This window comes from Devosia sp. SL43, assembly GCF_021729885.1.
In the GTDB taxonomy this organism is placed as follows: Bacteria; Pseudomonadota; Alphaproteobacteria; order Rhizobiales; family Devosiaceae; genus Devosia.
Map to the genome: position 1 here is coordinate 2739816 of NZ_CP063401.1, position 22696 is coordinate 2762511.

The following is a 22696-nucleotide window of genomic DNA, read 5'->3' on the forward strand; positions in this document are numbered from 1 at the left end:
ATGCAGCGTCGTCAACGCAACCGATCTGACTCTGAGTGCGTTGGCCTACTGTCAATAACATCAATAGCGACTGCGTCGGGCGGGCGTTTTCGCTTGGAGTATACGTATGAACTTTCTCAAGACCACTCTTGCCACCGCCGTTCTTTGCGCTGCTGCTGCAATGCCCAGCTTTGCCCAGGACGCATCGGCCACACCTGACGGCTTGTTCGTCGACACCTACGGCACGTCGTTCGAATTCTCGCTGTGCGGCGAGTCCGGCACGGACCTTTGCGGTGTCCTGACCAACCTTGAGGGTGAGTCTGCGACACCTGAAAACCTGGCCTTTGTCGGCAAGCAGGTGATGCAGGCAGAGCAGGTTGCCCCAGGCCAGTGGAAGGGCGCCCTGACCGCCGGCGGCATCAGTGCCGAGGCCACCGTAACCCAGGTTGGCGCCAACACGATCGAGATCCAGGGCTGCCGCGCGGCAATCCTGTGCCAGACGCTGCCGTACAATCGCGCATCGTCGTAAGTCTTCAGCGCATACTGAAAAGCCCCGGACGCCGTCCGGGGCTTTTGCTTGTCTAGCAGACCGTCGCGACACGATCCTTGATCACGGATAGGACTTCATCGCCTGGGCGCTTCCACCAGTTGTCCTGGCTGAAGATTTCCACCTCCTGGGGGCCATGAAAGCCGGCATCTTCGATCATCTTGCGGATGCCCTTGAGGTCGATGACCCCGTCCCCCATCATGCCGCGATCGAGCAGCATGTCCTTGGTCGGTACCAGCCAGTCGCAGATGTGATGGGCAAAGATGCGCTTCATACGGCCGGCGCGGGCAATGGCCTGGGCCAGCCTCGGATCCCACCAGACATGATAGACATCGATGGCGACGCCCACGGTTTCGCCGAGGATCTCACAGGTATCGAGCGCCTGATCGATGGTGTTCACACAGGCCCGATCGGCCGCATACATGGGGTGCAGCGGCTCGATGGCGATCTTGATGCCGGACGCCTTGGCGTGCGGTAGCATGGCGGCGATGCCGTCGGTGACCATCTGGCGGGCGCCGGCAATGTCCTTGGAGGCGCCAGGCAATCCGCCCACAACCAGAACCAGGCAATCGGCATTGAGCGCGGCAGCTTCGTCGATGGCGCGGAGATTATCGTCGATATTGGCCTGACGACCAGCTGCCGTCTCGGCCGGGAACATGCCGCCGCGGCAAACGCCGGTTACCTGGATCTTGTTGGTCTTGACGATATTGGCGGCTTCGGCGAGGCCGATGGCTGATATCTGGTCGCGCCAGGGCGAGATGGCGGTGATGCCGGCGCGGAGGCAGCCGTCGACGGCGTCGGCAAAACCCCAGACCTGACGGGTGGTGGCGAGGTTCAGGGAAATGACGGTGTCGGCACTCATGCCGCCACCCCATGCACCGCGAGGACGGCGCGCATGCGCGATGCCGCCAGATCGGGATCGGCGAGAACCCGGGCCTTGTCGGCAAGGCGGAAGAGTTCAGACAGATGCTGGGCCGAGCGGGTCGATTGCTGGCCGCCGATCATGGCGAAATGGTCCTGCAATCCATTGAGATAGGCGAGGAACACCACGCCGGTTTTGTAGAACCGGGTCGGCGCCGCAAAGATATGGCGGCTGAGCGGCACGGTGGGTTCGAGCAGGTCGAAGAACTCGTTATTGTTGCCCTTGCCGAGCGCAGCGAGGCCGGCCGAGGCGGCCGGGGCGATGGCGTCGAAAATGCCGAGCAGGGCGTGGCTATAGCCCTGATCGTCGCCGGCGATAAGTTCGGCATAGTTGAAATCGTCGCCGGTATACATCTTGACCGAGGCGGGGAGCCGCCGGCGCATGGCGATCTCTTTCTCGGCCGAGAGCAGGGAAATCTTGATGCCGTCGACATTGTGGGCATTGGCGGCGATGACGTCGAGGCAGACATCCATGGCGGCGTCGTGGTCGACATTGCCCCAATAGCCCTGCAAAGCCGGATCGAACATCTCGCCCAGCCAATGCATGATGACGGGTTGTTTCACTTGGCTGAGGATGCGGCCATAGACGCGGGCATAGTCATCCGGCGACTTGGCGGCGGTGGCGAGGGCGCGTGACGCCATCAGGATGACGCGGCCGCCCTGGCCCTCGACGAAGCCGACCTGCTCTTCATAGGCGTCGATGATCTGGTCGATGGTGACATTGGGGCCGGGCATCAGGTGATCGGTGCCGGCGCCATAGGCGATGAGGCTATCATCGCGGCTGCGGGCTTCGGCCTGGGCGCGACGGATCAGCTCCTGTGCGTCGGTCCAGGTCAGGCCCATGCCGCGCTGCGCGGTATCCATGGCCTCGGCGACGCCGAGGCCGAGATCCCAGAGGCGATGGCGGAATTTGAGCGTCGTATCCCAGTCGATGGCAGGGGTGAGCCAGGGGTCGTTACTGGCCAGCGGGTCGGCGACGACATGCGCTGCGGCATAGGCGATGCGGGAAAAATCCGTGGCCTTGTGGCGGACGAAGGGGATGGGCTCGCCTGTCAGCGTGTAGCTGGTGATGGAGCGGTCGGCATTGGGCAGGTTGATGGTGGTCATGTTCGACTTCCTCAAAAGTCTCAACAAACTCGATGTCATCCCGGCGAAGGCCGGGATCCATGTCCGTGGTCCGCCGAGACGCCGAGCGTGCGGGGCGTTCACCGCATGGATTCCGGCCTTCGCCGGAATGACATCGTGGGTGGGGTGTCCGGTGGCTAGAACTCCAGCTTCGGCACATCGAGCCAGCGGCGTTCGGCCCAACTCTTGAGGCCCAATTCCGCTAGCTGCACGCCCTTGGCGCCAGCTTCGAGACCGTATTCCCATGGCGCGTCTTCGGCGACGTGCTTCAAAAACATTTCCCACTGCGCCTTGAAGCCGTTCTGGGCTGGCCAGTTGTCGGGGACTTCTTCCCAATCGCCGAAGAAGTTCATCGTCTGCGGCTGGTCGGGGTTCCACACTGGCTTGGGCGTGTTGACGCGGTGCTGGCTCCAGCATTTGTGGAGGCCGGCCACGGCCGAACCGTGCGTGCCGTCGACATGGAAGGTCACGAGGTCATCGCGGCGGACGCGGGTGGTCCAGGACGAGTTGATCTGGGCGACCACGCCGCCTTCGAGCTCGAAGGTCGCATAGGCGGCGTCATCGGTATCGGCCTTGTAGCGGTTGCCCTTTTCGTCGACGCGCTCGGGAATGTGGGTGGCGCCCAGGCACGAAACGGCCTGCACTTCGCCAAACAGGTTGTCGAGCACATAGCGCCAGTGGCACAGCATATCGAGGATGATGCCGCCGCCATCGGCCTTGCGGTAATTCCAGCTCGGGCGCTGCGCCGGTTGCCAGTCGCCCTCGAACACCCAGTAGCCGAACTCGCCGCGGACCGAGAGGATTTTGCCGAAGAACCCGCTGTCGCGCAACATCTTGAGCTTCATGAGGCCTGGCAGGAACAGCTTGTCCTGCACGACGCCATGCTTGAGGCCCGAGGCGCGGGCAGTCTTGGCAAGATTGACGGCAATCTCGAGCGAGTCCGAGGTCGGCTTTTCGCAATAGACATGCTTGCCGGCAGCAAGCGCCTTTTCGATGAGGCTGGCGCGCATCAGCGTGGTGCCGGCATCGAAGAACACAGTGTCTTCGGGATTGGCGAGGACGGCGTCGAGGTCGGAACTCCAGCGGGCGATGTTGTGCTTCTTGGCCAGGCGCTCGATCTTGTCGGCATCGCGACCGACGATGATCGGATCGACCACCAGGCGGTCGCCATTGCTGAGCGCCACGCCGCCCTGATCGCGGATGGCGAGGATGGAACGCACCAGATGCTGGTTATAGCCCATCCGTCCGGTGACGCCGTGCATGATGAGTCCGAGCCGTCTGTCCGCCATAAAATCCTCCGTGCCGTTTCAGGCGTGTAACTGATTAGTTACTTAGCTACACGCCACACAAGGGCGACGTCAAGCGTCGTTGTGGGCCTACGGCGAATGGTCAGTTCCGCCTCACCCTTTACCCCACCGGCCGGCGCTGTTATCTCAGGACCAGAACATGCCTGGGTAACCGACCCGTTCGCATGCGAGGGGATATGGACCAGCGGCTCGCGGACAAAGCAGCGCCTGTCAAACGCGCCAGGAACTCGGAAAAGACCAAGGCGGCGATCCTTGTCGCCGGTCGGGCCGAATTTGCCGAGCGGGGTTTTGAGGGCGCCCGGGTCGATGCCATCGCGGCCCTGGCCGGTGCCAACAAGCGGCTGCTCTACCATTACTTCGGCAACAAGGAAGATCTCTACCGGGCGGTGCTGCTCGACGCCTATCAGGAGATAAGGCGGGGCGAGCGGGCGCTGAGTCTCGACCAGTTCGGTCCGGTCGACGCCATGGACCGGCTGGTGCGCTTTACCTTTCGGCACTTCCTGGCCAATCCTTGGTTCCCGCGCCTGCTCGGCACGGAAAACATCGAGAATGCTCGGTTCTTGAAGACCCTGCCGGATATCCAGGCCCTGCATTCGCCGCTGGTGGGGCAAATCCGCACCATCGTCGAGCGCGGCGCCGATGCCGGCATTTTCCGCCGCGACGTCGATCCGGTGCAGCTCTACATCTCGATCGCCGCGCTGGGATTCTTCTACGTGTCCAATATGGCGACGCTGTCGGTGATCTTTTCGCGCGATTTGTCCGGTATCGACATGGTGCAGGAGCGCGAGGCCCAGGCGGTGCAGATGGTGGTGGACTATCTGCGGACGCGGTCGGGGTAGTGCCACGCCCTCGTGGTTCGAGGCTCGCGAAGGGCTCACACCTCACCATGAGGACTACGGGACACCGAACCAACAACAGCCCTCATGGTGAGGTGCGCTTCTTCAGCGCCTCGAACCACGAGGGCGTGGCACGGTCTACCCCAAGGCCGGCAGCGCCGCCCTTGCCGCAGCTTCTAGCCACGCAATCAAATCTGCCACCCTTGGTTCGTCGGCCCGCTCGTTCAGCACATAGATGCCGATCATGCTGCGGCGGGTGGGTTCGGTGACGGTGACGCGCTTGAGGCCGCGGCGCTCGAATTCGGCTTCCATCACGTCGGTGTGGTTGATCACCGCTTCGGTGCGGGCGACGAAATCGAGGCAGGCGGCCAGCGAGTTGGAGGCAAAGGCATATTTGCCCTGGTCGAAGGCGGCGCTGCTGCCGGTGGTGCGGCTCCAGGTTTCGAAGAAGCGCTGGTGCCGGGTTTCGGGCATGGAACTGGTGACGGCCGGATAGGCCTCGATCTCGGCGATGCTGCGGGGCGCCCGCAGCAACGGATGACCGGCGCGCACGAAATAGCCCTGACCGATCTCGGCCAACGGAATGAACCGCGCCCCAGTGCTGCGGTTGAGACCTTCAATTTCGTGGGCGACGAACAGCGAAATGTCGCCTGATAGCAACTGGTCCATGCAGCGCAGCTGGTTGCCCAGGCTCACATGGATGCGCGAATTGGGAAAGCTCTGCGAATACTCGACCACCATGTCGCGGATGAAGAAGGTCCACCAGGAATAGCCGGTGCCGATGCTGAGGCCCTGCTCGGTGCGGCCGCGCTGGTTTTCGATGGCCTTGAGCGTGTTGTCGTAGAGGCGGCGCATCAGCCGCGCGTTCTGGTAAAGCGTCTCGCCATAGGGCGTGAGTTCGACGCCGCGCGACGAGCGGGTCAGTAGCGGCACGCCCATCGTCTCTTCGAGCTTCTTCATATTGAAGGTCAGCGTCGGCTGCGTGACGAAGAGCGCCGTCGCCGCGCCGCTGATGGTGCCGGCCTCGGCCACTGCCAGGAATTGGTTGAGCAGCTTGTCCACCCTTACCCCATAGATAAACTCTATAGTGCGCAGGATATTTCGTATTTTTCTTTTGGTCCAGTCTGGTCCAAACTTTCATTCATACGTGAGGATCGCCGACCAACGGCGACGGAGGCGAGGTGCTGTCGGCCGGAGGTGTTGGCCGCAAAAGTATAAGCAAAGCAGGCAATTATCAGGGCGCGATAGGCGCCGGACGTTCGCATTCACGACTTCGGCAATCTTCCATACAAGTCGATTGCGCCGCGTCAAATCAGTGTGCTATGTCGTAACCAGCCGGTTATTTTGTGGATTTTGCGTGATGGCATTTCAGCAGAAGGCGCTTAGGCCCGCTCTTGACAGCTTAGTTGGGATGCGCGGGTATGTAACCGGTTAGTGATTTAGCGGCGGGGAGGTCGCTGCGTCATATCTGTTCCGCAGGCCGGAACGACCAAAAGTTCATGGGAGGAAACCTGATGACTATCTCTATCGATCGCCGCAAATTCCTGATGGGCAGCTCTGCCCTGGTGGCCGCCGGTGCGGCCGGCGTCATGCCGAGCTGGGCTCAGGCTTCGAACCTGCGCCTCACCTTCTGGGGCGGCCAGGCTCGTGCCGACCGTACCTATGTCGTGACCGACCTCTACACCGCTGCCAAGGGCACGACCGTCGAAGGCGAATTCCTCGCCTGGAACGACTACTGGCCCAAGCTGGCCACCCAGACTGCCGGCGGCAATGCCCCCGACGTGATCCAGATGGATTATCGCTACATCGTCGAATACGCCAAGCGTAACGCTATTGCGCCGCTGGATGAATTCGTTGGCGGCGTGCTTGATCTCTCCAGCTTCGATGCCGATCAGCTCGAAGGCGGCAAGGTCGATGGCAAGCTCTATGGTATTTCGCTGGGCGCCAACTCGGTCGCCACGCTGATCAATACCGCGGCTTTCGAGGAAGTTGGTATCGAACCGCCGACCAATGCCTGGTCCTATGACGACCTGATGACCATTGGCGAGGCCTTCAACTCAGCCAATGTCCGTGGTGGCATGAAGGCGATATCGGACGCGTCCTATACTGAACCCATGCTCGACAACTGGCTGCGCCAGCGCGGCAAGGCGCTCTATACTGCCGATGGCAAGCTCGGCTTTGACGAGGCCGATGCCGTCGAATGGTACCAGCTCTGGGCCAAGCTGCGGGAAGCCGGCGTCTGCGTTTCCGCCGAAGACCAGGCGCTCGATACCGGCGCCGTGGAATCGACCATGCTCGTGCTGGGCAAAGCTGCGCTCATGCCGTCCAACTCCAACCAGCTCGTAGGCTACCAGGCCGTCGTGCAGGACAAGCTGGGCATGATCGGCTATCCGCGCATCGCGCCCGGCGTTGGTGGTGGTCACTACCGCAAGCCGTCCATGTTCTTCTCGGTTGCCGGCTCGTCCGCCAACAAGGAGGCAGCGGCCGACTTCCTCAACTTCTTCATCTCCGATGCGGAAGCGGTCAAGGCACTGGGCGTCGAACGCGGTATCCCCTGTGTTGCCGCGTCCCGCGATTTGGTTGCACCGACCCTCGACGAGCAGAGCCAGATCGCCCTGAACTTCGTGGCCAACCTGGGCGACCTACTTGGCCCGCTGCCGCCGCCGCCGCCGGCTGCTGCCGGTGAAGTCGATTCGTCGCTGATCCGTACGCTGGGTCAGGAAGTCGGCTTCGGCGCCAAGACGCCGGAACAGGCTGGTGCCGAACTCGTCACCGGCGCAACCGACATCCTCAGCCGAGCATAATGATATGACCGCGCGCTCCCTTCAATCGGGCGCTCCCGCAAGGGAGCGCGCGGCCACCCCCTCCCTTTGGTCCCGGATCTGGCAAAACGATGCCCCCGGATACCTGTTCCTGCTGCCCTGGCTGATCGGCTTCCTTGGCCTGACCATCGGGCCGATCATCACCTCGCTCTATCTGAGCTTCACCGATTTCGACCTGCTGACCTCGCCCGACTGGGTCGGCGCCGACAACTATGTCCGCATGCTCACTGCCGATCCCAAATTCTGGACGTCGATGCGCGTGACCATGATGTTCGTCATCTTTTCGGTTCCGCTCAAGCTCGCCTTCGCGCTTGCTGTGGCCATGCTGCTCAATCGCGGCATGCGAGGTCTGCCGCTCTATCGCGCGCTGTTCTATCTACCGAGCCTTTTGGGCGCCTCGGTGGCCATCGCCATCCTGTGGCGGCAGATCTTTGCGCGCGACGGCCTGGTCAACGACTTCCTGTCCATCTTCGGCATTGTCGGTCCGAGCTGGATCTCGAACCCGAATTATTCGCTCTGGACCATCATTATCCTCGCGATATGGCAGTTCGGTTCGCCGATGATCATTTTCCTCGCTGGCCTCAGGCAAATCCCGACCGACATGTATGAGGCGGCGAGTCTCGATGGCGCCAGCAAGTGGCGCCAGTTCATCAAGATCACGCTGCCGCTGCTGACCCCGGTCGTGTTCTTCAACGCCATCATCCAGACCATCGAGGCGTTCAAGAGCTTTACGCCGGCCTTCATCATCTCGGGCGGCACCGGCAATCCGATCAATTCGACGCTGTTCTACACGCTCTATCTCTACCAGGAGGCCTTCGGCTTCTTCCGCATGGGCTATGCCTCGGCTCTGGCCTGGGTGCTGCTGGCGCTGGTGGGCGTATTCACCGCCTTTTCGTTCCTGACGTCAAAGTACTGGGTGCACTACGATGAGTGATATCGCCCCAAAACTCACCGTGGTCGGCGAGCGCCAGCTGACGCCGACCCAGCGCAAGATCGTCTCGGTCTTGACTCACGTCGCGCTGATCGCGGTGTCGATCCTGATGCTCTATCCGCTGCTCTGGCTGCTGGCGGCATCGTTTCGTCCGGAAAACGAAATCTTCACCTCGGCCAGCATCTGGCCGTCCAGTTGGAGCATTGACTCCTATATCCGCGGCTGGAACGGCTTGCGCACCAGCTTTTCCACCTTCTACATCAACAGCTTCATCATTTCGGGCCTGTCGGTCGTCGGCAATGTGCTGGCCTGCTCGATGGCGGCCTTTGCCTTTGCCCGGCTGAACTTCAAGTTCAAGAACTTCTGGTTCGCCATGATGCTGATGACGCTCATGCTGCCCTACCAGGTGACGCTGATCCCGCAATATGTGCTGTTCCGCCAGCTCGGCTGGGTCAACACGTTCCTGCCCCTCGTGGTGCCAAAATTCCTTGCCGCCGACGGCTTCTTCATCTTCCTGATGGTGCAGTTCTTCCGCGGCCTGCCCAAGGAACTGGACGAAGCGGCCCAGATGGACGGCTGCTCGCCCTGGCGCATCTATTGGAAGATCATCATTCCGCTGTCCATGCCGGTGCTGGCCACTGCCGCAATCTTCACCTTCATCTGGACCTGGGACGATTTCTTCGGGCCGCTGATCTATCTCAGCGAGATGAAGACCTACACTGTCATGCTGGGCCTGCGCACCTTCACCGACTCGACCGGCGAAAGCGACTATGGCGGACTGTTCGCCATGAGCGTGCTGTCGATCGTGCCGATTTTCCTGTTTTTCCTGTTCTTCCAGCGACTGCTCATCGAGGGCATCGCCACTACCGGTATGAAACGCTAGACCTATGACCGATATCAAGTTTGCCGCCATCGGCATCAATCACGCCCATATCTATGGGCAGGTGGACTGCCTCAAGGATGCGGGCGCCCAGTTCGTCGCCTTCCATGCTGTCGAGGACGATCTCGCGGCGGCCTTCGGCGCCAAATATCCCGAGGCTAGGCGGGTCGGCGATCCGCGCGCCATCCTCGAGGATGCATCGATTGCCGTCGTGCTGACCTCGGCCATTCCGGCCGACCGTGCGGCGATTTCGATCGCGGCGATGCAGCACGGCAAGGACGTGCTAACCGACAAGCCTGGCATGACGACGTTTGCCCAGCTCGACGAGATCAGGCGCGTGCAGAAGGAAACCGGTCGCATCTATAGCGTGCTCTATTCCGAACATTTCGAGGTGCGCGCTACGGTTGAAGCCGGCAACCTGATCGCGCAGGGCGCCATCGGCAAGGTCATCAACACCGTGGGCCTGGGGCCGCACTCGCTGCGCCTCAACAATCGCCCGGACTGGTTCTTTGAGCGTCAGCGCTATGGCGGTATCCTCTGCGATATCGCCAGCCACCAGTTCGAGCAGTTCCTGTTCTTCTCCAATGCCATGGACGGCGAGGTCGTCTCGGCCACCGTTGCCAATCGCGGCCATCCGGAAAAGCCGGGCCTGCAGGATGTGGGCGACGCCCATGTGCGCGCCGAGGGCACGTCGGGCTATATCCGGGTCGACTGGTTCACGCCGACGGGCCTGCCCACCTGGGGGGACGGCCGGCTGACCATCCTTGGCACCGAGGGCTATATCGAGCTGCGCAAATATATCGACATCGCGGGCAAGCCGGGCACCGACCACCTGTTCATCGTCAATCGGGATGGCCCGCGCCATATCGACTGCTCGCAGGTCGATCGGCCCTTCGGGCGGCAGTTCCTCAATGACGTGCGTGACCGGACGGAAACGGCTATGCCTCAGGAACGCGCATTCAACGCGATGAAAATGGCGCTGACGGCGCAGCAACTGGCCGAACGCGGCACGGAGTGGGCACAATGAGCAAGGTCTTCAACGTCGCGGTAATCGGCGTCGGCATCGGCCGCAGCCATATCGTCGAGGGCTATGTGCCCAATGCCGACAAGTTCAAGGTGATGGCGCTCTGCGATCTCAATGTGGAGCGCATGGCCGGCGTTGCCGACGAATTCGGCATCGAGCGCCGCATGACCAAGTTCGAAGACGTCCTTGCCATGGACGATATCGACATCATCGACATCTGCACACCGCCGGGCCTGCACTTCTCGATGGTCACCGATGCGCTCAAGGCCGGCAAGCACGTGATCTGCGAAAAGCCGCTGGTCGGCTCCTTGGCCCAGGTCGATCAGATCATCGCGCTCGAAGAGCAGAGCAAGGGCCTCTTGATGCCCGTGTTCCAGTATCGCTTCGGCGATGGCATCGAGCAGGCCAAGGCGATCATCGATGCCGGCATTGCCGGCAAGCCATTCATGGGCACGGTCGAAACGCTGTGGCGGCGCGATGCGCCCTATTATGCCGTGCCGTGGCGCGGCAAGTGGGCGACCGAGCTGGGTGGAGTGCTGATGGGCCATGCCATCCACCCGCATGACCTGTTTACGTATCTCATGGGCGACATCAGCAACGTGTTCGGTCGTGTCGCCACCCGCGTCAATCCGATCGAGGTCGAAGACACCATCTCGGCCTCGCTGGTGATGAAGTCGGGCGCGCTGGCCAGCCTCACCGCCACGCTCGGCTCGGCCGACGATATGACCCGCATTCGCCTGGCCTTCGAGAATGTCAGCTTCGAGAGCGACCACGCCGCCTATAATCCCGGCGACAAGCTGTGGAAGATCATGCCGCGCAATCCCGAGACGGCGGCCAAGATCGAGGCGCTGCTGGCAAACTGGAAGCACGTCCCGAGCCGCTTTCAGACCCAGATGGCGCGCTTCCACGACGCGCTGGTCGGCATCAGACCGCTGCCGGTGACCAGCAAGGATTCCCGCCGCTCGCTCGAATTGGTGACAGCCTTCTATCATTCCTCGACCACGCATGAAGACGTGGTCCTGCCGATCGGCCCCGGCCATCCGCTCTATGAGAGCTGGGTGCCCGCCCAGTTCCGCGCTGCCTAGGAGACATCAATGGCCACCGATATCGAGCTGCGCAAAATCGAAAAGGCCTATGGCGACGTCAAGGTCATCCACGGCATCGACCTGACGATCGAGCCGGGTGATTTCACCGTCTTCGTCGGCCCCTCAGGCTGCGGCAAGTCCACCCTGCTGCGCATGATTGCCGGGCTCGAGCCGATCACCGGGGGTGACCTCCTGATCGATGGCCAGCGCATGAACGAGATCCCGGCCAGTAAGCGCGGCATCGCCATGGTGTTCCAGAGCTACGCGCTCTATCCGCATATGGACGTCTATCAGAACCTGGCCTTCGGGCTGGAGACGGCCAAGATGCCCAAGGCGGAAATCGCCCAGCGCGTGGCGCGGGCCGCCGAAATCCTCAAGATCGAGCCGCTGCTCAAGCGCAAGCCCAAGCAGCTCAGCGGTGGCCAGCGCCAGCGCGTCGCCATCGGTCGCGCCATTGTGCGCGAACCCCGGATTTTCCTGTTCGACGAGCCGCTGTCGAACCTTGATGCCGAACTGCGCGTGCAGATGCGCGTCGAGATCGCCAAGCTGCACAACGACTTGGGTAACACCATGATCTATGTGACCCATGACCAGGTCGAGGCCATGACCATGGCCGACAAGATCGTGGTGCTGCGTTCGGGCGTGATCGAGCAGGCCGGCGCGCCGCTCGAGCTCTATAACAATCCGCGCAACCTGTTCGTCGCCGGCTTCATCGGCTCGCCCAAGATGAACTTCCTGACGGCAAGTGCCGATGGCGCGGGCCTCAAGATTGCCGGCAATAGCGTGACGCTGCCGCGCAACGTGGCCGGCGCCACCACACTGGGCGTTCGTCCGGAACACATCACGCTCACCGAAGGCAGCGGCATCAAGCTGGCCGATGTGCGGGTCGATCTGGTGGAAAATCTGGGCGGCCAGACGGTGGTCTATGCCACGACAGCTGATAACCAGACGATCAACATCGTGCTCGAAGGCCAGCGGCCGGTCGAACTGGGCTCGACGGTCTCGGTCCATATTGATCCGGCACGGCTGCATCTGTTCAATGCGGACGGTAACGCCATCTAGCCAGCCGCACCTGCCGCTTGCGCTTGCGGCCCATCTCGGATGAGGTGAGGCCCACACTCTGCGTGAGGGACATCATGGCGACAAAGCCCAAGTCGAGCAAAACCTTCTCCGACGCCGAACTGGACGCGATGCAGGCGGCCAAGTCGGAGCGCAAGAAAGGCAAGAAGGGCGATGGCGAAGCTGACCTGCTCGCCAAGGTCGCCGAAATGGGCGACAGCGACCGTGCTATCGCCGAACGCCTGCATGCCCTGGTCAAGGAGCATGCCCCGTCCCTGTCGCCCAAGACCTGGTACGGCATGCCGGCCTGGGCCAATGCCGATGGCAAGGTGGTGTGCTTCTTCACCGCCGCCGGCAAGTTCGACACCCGCTATGCCAGTTTCGGGTTTCAGGAGGCCGCCACGCTCGACGACGGCGCCATGTGGCCCACCTCTTTCGCGCTGACCAAGCTGACGCCAGCCGATGAGAAGGTCATTGCCGGACTGATCCGGAAGGCCGTTGGCGCCTGATCGCTTGAATTCTCGCCTGTTGCTGTCGAAACTCAGCCTGCTGGCACGTCATGTCAGCAGGCATGGACTATTGTGCCTCGTCCTCGTGGTTCGAGGCTCGTGAAGAACTCGCACCTCACCATGAGGACGACTGGGGCCAATTATTGCTGGCAAGCAGTAGCCCTCATGGTGAGGCGGGAGCGCAGCGACCCTCGAACCACGAGGGCGTGCCCCCAACCTATGAGGACCTGCCCTTGACCACTCCTGATTACGGCTCGATCATCATTCGCGGCGCGCGCGAGAACAATCTCAAGAATGTGTCGCTGGATATTCCCAAGCGCCAGATCACGGTGTTCACCGGCGTTTCCGGCTCGGGCAAGTCGTCGCTGGTCTTCGGCACCATCGCGGCGGAAAGTCAGCGGCTGATCAACGAGACCTACCCGGCCTTCGTGCAGCAGTTCATGCCGCGCTATGGCCAGCCCGATGCCGACCAGTTGGAGAATATCTCGGCGGCGATTATCGTCGACCAGCAGCGGCTGGGCGGCAATTCCCGCTCGACGGTGGCGACGGTGACCGATGCGGCGCAGATGCTGCGTGTGCTGTTTTCGCGGCTGGCCGAGCCCAAGCTGGGGCCACCGTCGCTCTATTCCTACAACGATCCGCGCGGCATGTGCCCTGATTGCGAGGGCATCGGACAGGTTGCGGCGATGGATATGTCGGCCGTGATCGACGAGTCCAAGTCGCTCAATGGTGGCGCGCTGCTGCCCAAGGATTTTGCCGTCGATAGCTGGTGGTGGGAAATCTACGCCAATTCAGGCCTGTTCGACCTGGACAAGCCGATCAGCAAATATTCCGAGGAGGAGCGGCAGAACCTGTTCCACCTCGATGATGGTCGCAAGATCAAGGTGGGCAAGATCGGCCTGACCTATGAGGGCGTGGTCGCCAAGCTCAAGAAGGGGCTGGGCTCCAAGGACCCCGAAAGCCTGCAGCCGCATGTATTGCGCGAATATGAGAAGATCTTCACCCGCGCCACCTGCCCTTCCTGCCAGGGGACGCGGCTCAATCAGAATGCACTCGGCAGCACGATCAACGGCAAGAACATTGCCGAGCTGTCGGCGATGCAGGTGAGCGAACTGGCCGAATTCGTCCGCAAGATCGACGCCCGGCAGGTCGGCCCGATGCTGGAGGCGCTAGCACTGCGGCTGGAAAATCTCGTGACCATCGGTCTGGGCTATCTCAGCCTTGATCGCGAAAGCTCGACGCTGTCTGGCGGCGAGAGCCAGCGCGTCAAGATGGTGCGGCATCTGGGGTCGTCGCTGACCGACATCACCTATGTTTTCGACGAGCCCTCGGTGGGCCTCCATCCGCACGATGTCGGACGGCTGGCCGGACTGATGCAGCAGCTGCGCGACAAGGGCAATACGGTGCTGATCGTGGAGCATAAGCCCGACATGATCGCCATTGCCGACCATGTCGTCGATATGGGTCCCTTCGCCGGCAGCAAGGGTGGCGAGGTGGTCTATGAAGGCGACTTCGCCGGATTGCTCAAGTCTGACACGCTGACCGGCAAGCACATCAAGAAGCACCAGCCGATCAAAGACAAGGTGCGCAAGCCGGATGGCGAACTCAGGATTGATCACGCCAAGCTCAACAACCTGAGGGATCTCTCGGTCTCGATCCCCAAGGGTGTGCTGACGGCGGTGTCGGGCGTTGCCGGTTCGGGCAAGTCCAGCCTGATCCAGGGCTGCCTGCCCAAGGCCTATCCAGATACCATCATCATCGACCAGAACCTGGCGCGCGGGTCACGGCGTTCTAATACGGCGACCTATACGGGCATTCTCGATGCAGTGCGCAAGGCTTTCGCCAAGGCCAATGGCGTCGATGCCGCCCTGTTCTCGGCCAATTCCAAGGGCGCCTGCCCGGACTGCAACGGTTTGGGCGTCATCTATACCGACCTCGCCCATCTCGATCCGATGATCACCACCTGCGAAACCTGCGAGGGCAAGCGCTTCACATCGGAGGTGTTGCAGCACCAGCTGCGCGGTAAATCGATCAGCGATGTCTACGAGATGAGCATCGACGATGCCGTGGACTTCTTCACCGAGGCGGCCATCGCCAAGATCCTTGGCGGGCTCGACGATGTCGGTCTGGGCTATTTGACGCTCGGGCAGCCGCTATCGACCCTGTCGGGCGGCGAGCGTCAGCGGCTCAAGCTAGCGGCCGAGCTGGGCAAGAAGGGCAATATCTATGTGCTCGACGAGCCGACGACCGGCCTCCACATGAACGACGTCGATACGCTGATCGGGCTGTTCGACCGGCTGGTCGATGCGGGGTCGTCGGTGATCGTCATCGAGCACAATCTCGATGTGATCTCGCGGGCGGACTGGGTCATCGATCTGGGGCCGGGGGCAGGGCAGGATGGCGGGAGCATCCAGTTCGAGGGCGTGCCAGCGGATCTGGCCAAGGCGAAGGGTTCGGTGACGGGCCAGCACTTGGCGGCGCGGGGATAGTTCGGCACCCCCACCCTCATTCCCTCCCCCTGTGGGGAGGGAGCCACGATGTCGCGTCCTAGTCCTTCAGATCGTCCTCAACATCCGCCTCAGGCCGATCGCCGCCATCAGCCTGCTCTTCATGCCAGGTTCCCTTGCTGTCTTGATACTCGATGGCTTCGTCCCGCCCGCCGACCTGTTGGCGGCGCGCCGCCGCATTGGCTGCATCATGGGCTGCCTGATGCGTTGGGAAGGTTTCGGAGAACACGTCTCCGACCTTGTAGGCAAAGCCGCCATCATGTTCGACGATATCGTAAGTCACATGTGCCATGTCTGATCTCCTGAGCGGATGAAACCCCTGGGGGATGCGGAGGTTGCTCCCGGCGCTGCGTCACCCTACATGGGAAGCGAGGCATCGGGGGCCAAGGTGGCAGATCAGGATCGTGGCGCGCGGGTCGCCCTCAAGCTCGACATCGTCGTAATCGGCGCCGGACAGGCCGGTCTGAGTTCGGCCTATCATCTCAAGCAACTCGGGCTCGTACCCGGCCGCGATTTTCTCGTGCTCGATCGTGCGCCGCAGCCGGGCGGAGCCTGGCAATATCGCTGGCCGTCGCTGACGCTATCCACTGTCAACCGGGTGCATGACCTGCCGGGCCTGAGTTTTGCCGATCTGGCCGGTGGCGATACCAGCGTGCAGGCGGCGGTGGCCGTGCCGCACTATTTCGCCGCCTATGAAGAGCGGTTCGGGCTGGAGGTGCTGCGCCCGGCGACGGTGAGCGTGGTTTGCGAGCGCGGCGATCGGCTACGCATCGAGAGCGATCGGGGGCTGTTCTCGGCGCGGGGTATCATCAATGCGTCAGGCACTTGGGAGAAGCCCTACATTCCGGATTATCCCGGACGCGAGACATTCGGCGGGCGCCAACTCCATACGCATGACTTCCGTCGGGCCGAAGATTTTGCCGGCCAGCACGTGCTTGTTGTCGGCGGCGGCATCTCGGCCATCCAATTGCTCGACCAGATTTCCACGGTGACGCGCACCAGCTGGGTCACCCGGACGCCGCCGCGCTTTCGCGAGGGGCCGTTCGACCAGGATGCCGGGCGAGAAGCGGTCAAGCTGGTGGAAGATCGGGTGCGGGCAGGCCTGCCGCCCAATTCGGTGGTATCGGTCACCGGCCTGCCGCTCAGTCCCGCCATCCTCGCCATGCGCGAGCGCGGCGTGCTGGAGCGGCAGGACATGTTCAGCGAGATAACGCCGACAGGCGTGCGCTGGGCCGATGGACGGACCCTCGATGTCGATGTGATCCTGTGGTGTACCGGCTTCCGCTCGGCGCTCGATCATCTGGCGCCGCTGCAACTGCGCGAGGCCTCCGGCGGCATCACCATGACCGGGCGGCTGGCCACGCAGGTGGCGCGCGATCCGCGTATCCATCTGGTCGGCTATGGCCCATCCGCGTCGACCATCGGCGCCAACAGGGCTGGCGCTGCGGCGGCGCGCGAACTGACATCCCATCTGGGTCTGGCGCAACCGGCGGATCGATGAGCCGCAAACGATCAAAGGGCCAGACTTGCGTCTGGCCCTTTGATCGTTTCTTCCGCTGGGAAGATTGGAGCGGGCGATGGGATTCGAACCCACGACCCTAACCTTGGCAAGGTTATGCTCTACCCCTGAGCTACACCCGCGCTCCGTTGTCTCCGACCTGCCTTGGCAGTCCGGCGACGCGCGCCTATATGCCCAATCACCTGCCTGAATGCAACCCACAATTTGGCCCGACCGTCATCTTAACGTCGCCTTGTGGATTGAGGGGCTTGTCACGTCACCGTTCGCGGGCGCAAAAAGAGCCCCGAACATAGAGATTTCGCTTCGCTGCAAGGGCCTTACTGCCATGTCCACTCCGTTCACCGGTGTTGCTCCAACTGCCCCCTCCGCTGTCCCTGCGGGCGCGCTAATCAAGGAATCGTCCGACCAGGCCTTCAAGGCCGACGTTATTGATGCGTCGCTCGAGCAGCCGGTGCTGGTCGATTTCTGGGCGCCCTGGTGCGGCCCCTGCCGCCAGCTCACCCCGACAATCGAGAAGGTGGTCAACGAAAAGGCCGGCGCCATCAAGCTGGTCAAGATCAATATCGACGAGCATCCCCAGATTGCCGGCCAGCTCGGCGTGCAGTCCATTCCGGCCGTGTTTGCCTTTGCCGGCGGCCGTCCAGTCGATGGCTTCATGGGTGCCATGCCCGAAGGCGAAGTGCGCCGCTTCGCCGACAAGGTGATTGCCGCCGGCCCGACACCGCAGCCGCAGGAAGGCTCGATGGAGGCGCAGATCGCCGAAGCGGTGACCGCGGCCGAGCAGGCGCTGACCGCAGGTGACCTGGGCCGCGCCGCGCAGATCTTCGGCATGGTGCTGCAGCACCAGCCCGAGCATGTGGCGTCGCTGATCGGACTCGCCAGGGTCTATCTGGCTGCCGGCGAAACTGAGCAGGCACAGGCCACGCTCGACCTGGTGCAGGAAGCCGAGCGCAAGGGCGAGGCCTATACTACCGTCGCCAATTCGATCCGCCTGCTGAGCGAGGCCGCTTCGCTGAGCGAAACCGATACGCTGGCCGCTGCAGTCGCTGCCAATCCGGACGATCACCAGGCCCGCTACGACCTGGCGCTGGCACTCAATGCCGAAGGCAAGAAGGTGGAAGCCGCCGAGGCGCTGGTCGCCATCTTCAAGCGCGACCGCACCTGGAACGAGGACGGTGCGCGCAAGAAACTGCTCGAATTCTTCGACGCCTGGGGTCCGCGCGACCCTGCGACCAACAAGGGCCGGCGCATGCTGTCGGCGGCCCTGTTCTCCTGAGGCAAACCCATGCTCAAGCGTCCGACTTCAGCGGCTGACCTGCCCAAATCCGTGCCGATCTTCCCGCTGACGGGCGCTTTGCTGCTGCCTTTCTCGCATAGGCCCCTCAACGTTTTTGAGCCGCGCTATATAGAGATGGTCGACGCGGCCCTGCGCGCCGACCGCCTGATCGGGCTGATCCAGCCCGAGGATACCAGCGAGGAAAGCCCGCGCGGCCGCAGCCCGCTGCAGGCCATCGGTTGCCTGGGCCGGCTGACCCATTTCGAGGAAAGCGGCGAGGGCCGCTACTTCATCATCCTTGAGGGAGTGACGCGCTTCCGGCTTGCCCACGAATTGACCGTAATGACGCCGTACCGGCAGGGCGTGATCGCCGCCGAGGAGTTTGCCACCGATTTCACCCGTGATTTCGGCGAAGACGCGGTCGACCGCGAGCGCTTCGTCAAGATGATGCGCGACTATGCCGAATTCGCCAATATCGACCTCAATTGGGAAGAGATTGAACAGACCGGCACGGCCGACCTCGTCAATTTCTGCTGCATGGTCTCGCCCTACGGCCCGGCCGAAAAGCAGGTGCTGCTCGAAGCCCAGACGCTGGAGCAGCGCGCCGAGACGCTGATCGCCATGACCGAATATGAAATGGCGCGCGGCGGCGCCGAACGGCCGCCGCTGAACTGATGACGACGCAAGCCGCCGCCAATCCGCGCCATGTCTTCGACGTCAAGACGCTCGAAATGCTGGTCTGCCCGCTGACCAAGACCCGGCTGACGCTGTCGGCCGACCGCAGCGAGCTGATCTCGGTGGCAGCACGGCTGGCTTTCCCCATCGTCAAGGGCGTGCCGCTGCTCAGTCTCGACGAGGCGCGCAATGTCGAGCCGGAGGCGCTGCGGCAACTGCCGGAACTCAAGGACTAGGCGGGATCGCCTCGTAGCGGTCGCGGATATGAGCGGCAAAGTAGCGGCCCTGCGAGTCGGCGTCGCACAGCTCGTCGAACACCGTCTCGGGCACGTCGCGATAGCCATAGGGCTTGTCGTCGCCGGTGAACCAGATCAGCAGCAGCCGATCGTCCGCATCGTACTCTGCTCGCCATATTGCGCTGGAGTCGAAGCGGACCATCGTCAGATCGGCAGGCCGCTCAGCAGCTTGGGGCCGTTGGCCGCGATGCCGGAGGCCGTCCGGATTAGTGCGGATTTGACCGGGCCGGCGCGGTCGACCAGGCCGAGACCGAAATCGCGCAGGGCGCGGACCGGGGCGATGTCGTTGGAAAACAGCCGGTTGAGCCCGTCGGTCATCGCCACCATGCTGGCCGTATCGAGCCGGCGCCAGCTCTGGTAGCGCTCCAAGACGTCGTCGCCGCCGTGATCAAGGCCGAGCCGGATCGAATCAATGATGGCTTCGGCCAGAGCCGCAACGTCCTTGAGGCCCAGATTGAGGCCCTGGCCGGCAATCGGATGCACGACATGGGCGGCATCACCCACCAGCGCCAGGCGCGGCGCGATGAAGTCGCGGGCGACCTGCAGGCGCAGGGGGAAGCCCATGAGCTTGTCCTCCACCGTCACCGCGCCGAGCGTGGATCCCATCGCCGCTTCAATTTCCGCAGCCAGTTCGACGTCGCCCATGGCGAGAAAGCGTGGCGATTCGGCGCTGGCTTCGGTCCAGACCAGCGACGACCGATTGCCCGGCAACGGTAGGCTGGCGAACGGCCCGGCTGGGCGGAAGTGCTCGTAGGCGGCACCATTGTGCGGGAGAGCGTGGGCGATGGTGGTGACGAGGCCGGTCTGGCCATAGTCATGTCCCATGACGCCGATACCGGCCATGCGGCGCAGGGCCGATTGTGCGCCATCGGCGGCCACCAGCAGCGGCGCGCTGAGAATGCGGCCATCTGATAGCACCAGGCGTGCCGCATCGGCCTCGGCCGTGTAGCCGGCGATATCGGCTGGCGCGATGGCGGTTACCGATTGGCCGAGCGCGTCGATCAGAGCCTGATGGCTGACGTGGTTGGGCACCATATGGGCGAACGCTTCGCCCGGGGCGACTTCACCATCGAAAGTCAGGAACAGTGGGCGGGAAATGTCGCCCGTGCCCGAATCGGTGATGCGCATCTGGGTGATGGGCTGCGCCTCGGCCAGCATGGCGGGCCAGACGCCGAGCGCCTCGAAGACGCGGCGGACGCCGGCAGCGATGGCCGAAGCGCGGTTGTCGCGCGGGACGCTCAGCGGCCGCCGATCGACCAGGCCGACGCGAATGCCGCGTGCCGACTGGACCAGAGCCAGCGCCAGCGTCAGGCCCACCGGACCGCCACCAACGATCAGCACGTCGAATTTCTGCGCCTGGGTCATGTCAGGTTCTCCTGATCCCCACTTTGCGCGTCTGCTGTAGCGCTGTGCAAGCGCACCTGATGTCGCGGCCTCTGCCGTAATTTTGTCCAAATTGATCAAGGTTTGCACAAATTTTGTGCAGCAAACTGCCTCACCGTCGTCGCTGCGGTTTTACAATTCAGTAACATGTTGAATTTGTGACGCTTTTTCGAGCGATAGCGAGTTGGCACGGCTCTTGAGTCTACTTGGCCATTCCAGACCAGCGCCAAGTCGCAAAGGGGCTCAAATGAAACTGGTGATTGCAATTATCAAGCCATCACGCCTCGAAGAGGTTCGCCAGGCTCTCAACTCACTCGACGTCCACGGCATGACCGTGACCGAGGTGAAGGGCTACGGCCGCCAAAAGGGGCATTCGGAAATCTACCGCGGCACTGAATATGCCGTGCACTTCCTGCCCAAGCTCAAGGTTGAGATCGCCGTTGACGACGCCCTTGCCGATGCCGTGTCCACGGCCATCCGCGACAGCGCCCAGACCGGTCGCATCGGCGACGGCAAGATTTTCGTGCTCGACCTGCTCGCCGTAACCCGCATTCGCACCGGCGAAACCGGCGCGGCAGCTCTCTAAGCGTCCTCGGGAGAAACACAAATGAAGACAGCAAAAATTCTCGGGAGCGCGACGATAGCCTCCCTCCTCCTGGCCGCAACGGCCTTCGCCCAGGACGCGGCGGCTCCGGTCGCTGAGGCTGTGGCCGAGGTCGTGCCGGTCGTCGACAAGGGCGATACCGCCTGGATGATGGTCTGCACTATGGTTGTCATCGTGATGACCATTCCGGGCCTGGCCCTGTTCTATGGCGGCCTCGTTCGGGCCAAGAACATCCTGTCGGTCCTCACCCAGGTCTTCCTCGGCTTCTCGCTGATTTCGATCCTCTGGGTGGCTTACGGTTACTCGCTGGCCTTTGCCGGCCCGACCGAAGGCGGTCTCTCGGCCTTTATCGGTGACTTCTCCAAGTTCTTCCTTTCGGGGGTGACACTTGATTCCACCGCGGCGACCTTCTCGGCCGGCTTCCAGCTGCCCGAAATGGTGTTCGTGGCCTTCCAGATGACCTTTGCGGCCATCACCTCGACCCTCATCGTCGGCGCTATCGCCGAGCGCATGAAGTTCGGGGCGCTGCTCACATTCCTGGCCATCTGGTTCACCTTCTCGTACCTGCCGATCGCCCACATGGTGTGGGCAGGCCCGGGCCTGCTGTTCGGCATGGGCGCCTATGACTTCGCCGGCGGTACCGTGGTTCACATCAACTCCGGTGTGGCCGCTCTCGTCGCCGCCATCGTGCTTGGCCCGCGTCTGGGCTACCTGAAGGAGCCGATCGCTCCCCACAACCTAGTCTGGACCTATGTCGGTGCCGGCTTGCTGTGGTTCGGCTGGTTCGGCTTCAACGCCGGCTCCAACCTTGAAGCCAACGCGCTGACGGCCGTCGCCCTGATCAACACCGTGCTGGCTCCGGCAGCTGCGGCTCTGGCCTGGGCCCTTGGCGAAAAGATCACCCGCGGCCATGCTTCGGCTCTGGGTGCGGTTTCGGGTGCCGTTGCCGGTCTCGTGGCGATCACCCCTGCTGCCGGCTTTGCTGGCATCGGTGGCGCCATCGTCCTGGGTGCGATTGCCGGTATCGTCTGCCTCTGGGCCGTCGTGAACCTCAAGCCGATGCTCAAGTATGACGACAGCCTCGACGTGTTCGGCATCCATGGCGTCGGCGGTATCGTCGGTGCCCTGGGCACGGCCATCGTCGCCAGCCCCGGCCTCGGCGGTTATCCGCTGGGCGTTGCCGAGGAATACTCGGTCGGCGGTCAGTTCATGATCCAGCTCACCGCAGTCGGTATCGCCGTCGTCTGGTCGGCTGTGGTCGCCCTGGTTGGCCTGCTCATCGTTCGCGTCATCTTCGGTGGCCTGCGTGTCCCCGAGTCGAGCGAAAGCGACGGTCTCGATCTGTCGAGCCACGGCGAGCGCGCCTACAACTAAGACTTCTCCGGGCGGCGTTCGCGCCGCCCGGTACCGG

General features: G+C 62.9%; 23 protein-coding genes and 1 tRNA gene. 16 read left to right on the forward strand and 8 right to left on the reverse strand.

The genetic code is table 11. From position 1 onward, the window contains the following. The first annotated feature begins 106 nt into the window (after window positions 1-106). Window positions 107-508 carry a hypothetical protein gene (locus IM737_RS13460; protein WP_236894470.1) on the forward strand — a complete coding sequence of 134 codons (402 nt, stop codon included), beginning with the start codon at window positions 107-109 and terminating at the stop codon, window positions 506-508. 52 nt (window positions 509-560) lie between these two features. On the opposite strand, the gene IM737_RS13465 is transcribed toward IM737_RS13460, so the two are convergent. The 3 genes from IM737_RS13465 to IM737_RS13475 all read right to left on the reverse strand — a co-directional run bounded on the left by IM737_RS13465 (window position 561) and on the right by IM737_RS13475 (window position 3861). After that, a complete protein-coding gene (locus tag IM737_RS13465; RefSeq protein ID WP_236894471.1) occupies window positions 561-1388 on the reverse strand; it encodes a sugar phosphate isomerase/epimerase family protein in 828 nt (275 codons plus the stop codon). Next, window positions 1385-2554: a dihydrodipicolinate synthase family protein gene (locus IM737_RS13470; RefSeq protein ID WP_236894472.1), complete on the reverse strand. Its 1170-nt coding sequence runs from the start codon at window positions 2552-2554 to the stop codon at window positions 1385-1387. Before IM737_RS13470 ends, IM737_RS13465 begins: the two co-directional genes overlap by 4 nt. Window positions 2555-2709: 155 nt before the next feature. After that, window positions 2710-3861 (reverse strand): Gfo/Idh/MocA family protein, encoded by a 1152-nt coding sequence (locus IM737_RS13475; protein WP_236894473.1) that lies wholly within the window; start codon window positions 3859-3861, stop codon window positions 2710-2712. A 194-nt stretch (window positions 3862-4055) separates the two neighbouring features. On the opposite strand from IM737_RS13475, the gene IM737_RS13480 reads away from it, so the two are divergent. Next, window positions 4056-4718, forward strand: a complete 663-nt coding sequence (locus IM737_RS13480) for a TetR/AcrR family transcriptional regulator (RefSeq protein ID WP_236894474.1) — start codon at window positions 4056-4058, stop codon at window positions 4716-4718. Window positions 4719-4853: 135 nt separating this feature from the next. Here the strand turns inward: IM737_RS13480 and IM737_RS13485 are convergent, their stop codons facing one another. Then, window positions 4854-5777 (reverse strand): LysR family transcriptional regulator, encoded by a 924-nt coding sequence (locus tag IM737_RS13485; protein ID WP_236894475.1) that lies wholly within the window; start codon window positions 5775-5777, stop codon window positions 4854-4856. Window positions 5778-6229: 452 nt separating this feature from the next. Here IM737_RS13485 and IM737_RS13490 point away from each other — a divergent pair, with 452 nt between their 5' ends. The 8 genes from IM737_RS13490 (at window position 6230) to IM737_RS13525 (ending at window position 15514) form a co-directional block, all read left to right on the forward strand. After that, window positions 6230-7519 carry an ABC transporter substrate-binding protein gene (locus IM737_RS13490; protein WP_236894476.1) on the forward strand — a complete coding sequence of 430 codons (1290 nt, stop codon included), beginning with the start codon at window positions 6230-6232 and terminating at the stop codon, window positions 7517-7519. A gap of 4 nt (window positions 7520-7523) precedes the next feature. Next, complete coding sequence (locus tag IM737_RS13495; RefSeq protein WP_236894477.1) at window positions 7524-8471, forward strand: carbohydrate ABC transporter permease; 948 nt, start codon at window positions 7524-7526, stop codon at window positions 8469-8471. Window positions 8472-8577: 106 nt separating this feature from the next. Next, the gene (locus IM737_RS13500) at window positions 8578-9351 is read left to right on the forward strand and encodes a carbohydrate ABC transporter permease (RefSeq protein ID WP_236899924.1); all 774 of its coding nucleotides are present in this window, start codon (window positions 8578-8580) and stop codon (window positions 9349-9351) included. Window positions 9352-9355: 4 nt separating this feature from the next. Then, window positions 9356-10375 (forward strand): Gfo/Idh/MocA family protein, encoded by a 1020-nt coding sequence (locus tag IM737_RS13505; protein ID WP_236894478.1) that lies wholly within the window; start codon window positions 9356-9358, stop codon window positions 10373-10375. Then, the gene (locus IM737_RS13510; RefSeq protein ID WP_236894479.1) at window positions 10372-11457 is read left to right on the forward strand and encodes a Gfo/Idh/MocA family protein; all 1086 of its coding nucleotides are present in this window, start codon (window positions 10372-10374) and stop codon (window positions 11455-11457) included. Before IM737_RS13505 ends, IM737_RS13510 begins: the two co-directional genes overlap by 4 nt. A 9-nt stretch (window positions 11458-11466) precedes the next feature. Further along, entirely contained in the window at window positions 11467-12519 is a 1053-nt protein-coding gene (locus tag IM737_RS13515; protein WP_236894480.1) for an ABC transporter ATP-binding protein, read from the forward strand. A 74-nt stretch (window positions 12520-12593) separates the two neighbouring features. Beyond that, a complete protein-coding gene (locus IM737_RS13520) occupies window positions 12594-13025 on the forward strand; it encodes an iron chaperone (protein ID WP_236894481.1) in 432 nt (143 codons plus the stop codon). Window positions 13026-13258: 233 nt separating this feature from the next. Beyond that, entirely contained in the window at window positions 13259-15514 is a 2256-nt protein-coding gene (locus IM737_RS13525; RefSeq protein ID WP_236894482.1) for an ATP-binding cassette domain-containing protein, read from the forward strand. A gap of 58 nt (window positions 15515-15572) precedes the next feature. Here IM737_RS13525 and IM737_RS13530 read toward each other — a convergent pair whose 3' ends face one another. After that, the gene (locus IM737_RS13530) at window positions 15573-15824 is read right to left on the reverse strand and encodes a DUF2188 domain-containing protein (RefSeq protein ID WP_236894483.1); all 252 of its coding nucleotides are present in this window, start codon (window positions 15822-15824) and stop codon (window positions 15573-15575) included. Window positions 15825-15920: 96 nt separating this feature from the next. Between IM737_RS13530 and IM737_RS13535 the strand changes: the two genes are divergently transcribed. Next, window positions 15921-17033 carry an NAD(P)-binding domain-containing protein gene (locus tag IM737_RS13535; RefSeq protein WP_236894484.1) on the forward strand — a complete coding sequence of 371 codons (1113 nt, stop codon included), beginning with the start codon at window positions 15921-15923 and terminating at the stop codon, window positions 17031-17033. Between the two features lie 65 nt (window positions 17034-17098). On the opposite strand, the gene IM737_RS13540 is transcribed toward IM737_RS13535, so the two are convergent. Further along, window positions 17099-17173 (reverse strand) — tRNA-Gly (locus tag IM737_RS13540). Between the two features lie 203 nt (window positions 17174-17376). Between IM737_RS13540 and IM737_RS13545 the strand changes: the two genes are divergently transcribed. Genes IM737_RS13545 through IM737_RS13555 form a run of 3 tightly spaced genes read left to right on the forward strand, consistent with a single transcriptional unit; the run spans window position 17377 to window position 19238 of the window. Further along, window positions 17377-18327 carry a thioredoxin family protein gene (locus IM737_RS13545; protein WP_236894485.1) on the forward strand — a complete coding sequence of 317 codons (951 nt, stop codon included), beginning with the start codon at window positions 17377-17379 and terminating at the stop codon, window positions 18325-18327. A gap of 9 nt (window positions 18328-18336) precedes the next feature. Continuing rightward, complete coding sequence (locus IM737_RS13550) at window positions 18337-19002, forward strand: LON peptidase substrate-binding domain-containing protein (RefSeq protein ID WP_236894486.1); 666 nt, start codon at window positions 18337-18339, stop codon at window positions 19000-19002. Next, on the forward strand, window positions 19002-19238 hold the full coding sequence (locus IM737_RS13555) for a Trm112 family protein (protein ID WP_236894487.1): 237 nt from the start codon (window positions 19002-19004) through the stop codon (window positions 19236-19238). The genes IM737_RS13550 and IM737_RS13555 overlap by 1 nt, the downstream gene beginning before the upstream one ends. Here the strand turns inward: IM737_RS13555 and IM737_RS13560 are convergent. Both IM737_RS13560 and IM737_RS13565 read right to left on the reverse strand, forming a co-directional pair. Next, window positions 19228-19440, reverse strand: coding sequence for a KTSC domain-containing protein (locus IM737_RS13560; protein ID WP_236894488.1), 213 nt, complete (start codon window positions 19438-19440; stop codon window positions 19228-19230). The genes IM737_RS13555 and IM737_RS13560 overlap by 11 nt on opposite strands. Window positions 19441-19442: 2 nt before the next feature. Next, window positions 19443-20663: an FAD-dependent monooxygenase gene (locus tag IM737_RS13565; protein WP_236894489.1), complete on the reverse strand. Its 1221-nt coding sequence runs from the start codon at window positions 20661-20663 to the stop codon at window positions 19443-19445. Window positions 20664-20928: 265 nt separating this feature from the next. Between IM737_RS13565 and IM737_RS13570 the strand changes: the two genes are divergently transcribed. Together IM737_RS13570 and IM737_RS13575 are read left to right on the forward strand one after the other, a co-directional pair. Next, window positions 20929-21267 (forward strand): P-II family nitrogen regulator, encoded by a 339-nt coding sequence (locus IM737_RS13570; protein ID WP_046134535.1) that lies wholly within the window; start codon window positions 20929-20931, stop codon window positions 21265-21267. 21 nt (window positions 21268-21288) lie between these two features. Further along, a complete protein-coding gene (locus tag IM737_RS13575; protein WP_236894490.1) occupies window positions 21289-22659 on the forward strand; it encodes an ammonium transporter in 1371 nt (456 codons plus the stop codon). The last annotated feature ends 37 nt before the right edge of the window (window positions 22660-22696 follow it).

Bases quoted from the DNA above. Each gene is read 5' to 3' on its own strand.
- IM737_RS13460 (WP_236894470.1), top strand. From the start codon at position 107: ATGAACTTTCTCAAGACCACTCTTGCCACCGCCGTTCTTTGCGCTGCT.
- IM737_RS13465 (WP_236894471.1), bottom strand. From the start codon at position 1,388: ATGAGTGCCGACACCGTCATTTCCCTGAACCTCGCCACCACCCGTCAG.
- IM737_RS13470 (WP_236894472.1), bottom strand. From the start codon at position 2,554: ATGACCACCATCAACCTGCCCAATGCCGACCGCTCCATCACCAGCTAC.
- IM737_RS13475 (WP_236894473.1), bottom strand. From the start codon at position 3,861: ATGGCGGACAGACGGCTCGGACTCATCATGCACGGCGTCACCGGACGG.
- IM737_RS13480 (WP_236894474.1), top strand. From the start codon at position 4,056: ATGGACCAGCGGCTCGCGGACAAAGCAGCGCCTGTCAAACGCGCCAGG.
- IM737_RS13490 (WP_236894476.1), top strand. From the start codon at position 6,230: ATGACTATCTCTATCGATCGCCGCAAATTCCTGATGGGCAGCTCTGCC.
- IM737_RS13495 (WP_236894477.1), top strand. From the start codon at position 7,524: ATGACCGCGCGCTCCCTTCAATCGGGCGCTCCCGCAAGGGAGCGCGCG.
- IM737_RS13500 (WP_236899924.1), top strand. From the start codon at position 8,578: ATGCTCTATCCGCTGCTCTGGCTGCTGGCGGCATCGTTTCGTCCGGAA.
- IM737_RS13505 (WP_236894478.1), top strand. From the start codon at position 9,356: ATGACCGATATCAAGTTTGCCGCCATCGGCATCAATCACGCCCATATC.
- IM737_RS13510 (WP_236894479.1), top strand. From the start codon at position 10,372: ATGAGCAAGGTCTTCAACGTCGCGGTAATCGGCGTCGGCATCGGCCGC.
- IM737_RS13515 (WP_236894480.1), top strand. From the start codon at position 11,467: ATGGCCACCGATATCGAGCTGCGCAAAATCGAAAAGGCCTATGGCGAC.
- IM737_RS13520 (WP_236894481.1), top strand. From the start codon at position 12,594: ATGGCGACAAAGCCCAAGTCGAGCAAAACCTTCTCCGACGCCGAACTG.
- IM737_RS13530 (WP_236894483.1), bottom strand. From the start codon at position 15,824: ATGGCACATGTGACTTACGATATCGTCGAACATGATGGCGGCTTTGCC.
- IM737_RS13545 (WP_236894485.1), top strand. From the start codon at position 17,377: ATGTCCACTCCGTTCACCGGTGTTGCTCCAACTGCCCCCTCCGCTGTC.
- IM737_RS13550 (WP_236894486.1), top strand. From the start codon at position 18,337: ATGCTCAAGCGTCCGACTTCAGCGGCTGACCTGCCCAAATCCGTGCCG.
- IM737_RS13555 (WP_236894487.1), top strand. From the start codon at position 19,002: ATGACGACGCAAGCCGCCGCCAATCCGCGCCATGTCTTCGACGTCAAG.
- IM737_RS13560 (WP_236894488.1), bottom strand. From the start codon at position 19,440: ATGGTCCGCTTCGACTCCAGCGCAATATGGCGAGCAGAGTACGATGCG.
- IM737_RS13565 (WP_236894489.1), bottom strand. From the start codon at position 20,663: ATGACCCAGGCGCAGAAATTCGACGTGCTGATCGTTGGTGGCGGTCCG.
- IM737_RS13570 (WP_046134535.1), top strand. From the start codon at position 20,929: ATGAAACTGGTGATTGCAATTATCAAGCCATCACGCCTCGAAGAGGTT.
- IM737_RS13575 (WP_236894490.1), top strand. From the start codon at position 21,289: ATGAAGACAGCAAAAATTCTCGGGAGCGCGACGATAGCCTCCCTCCTC.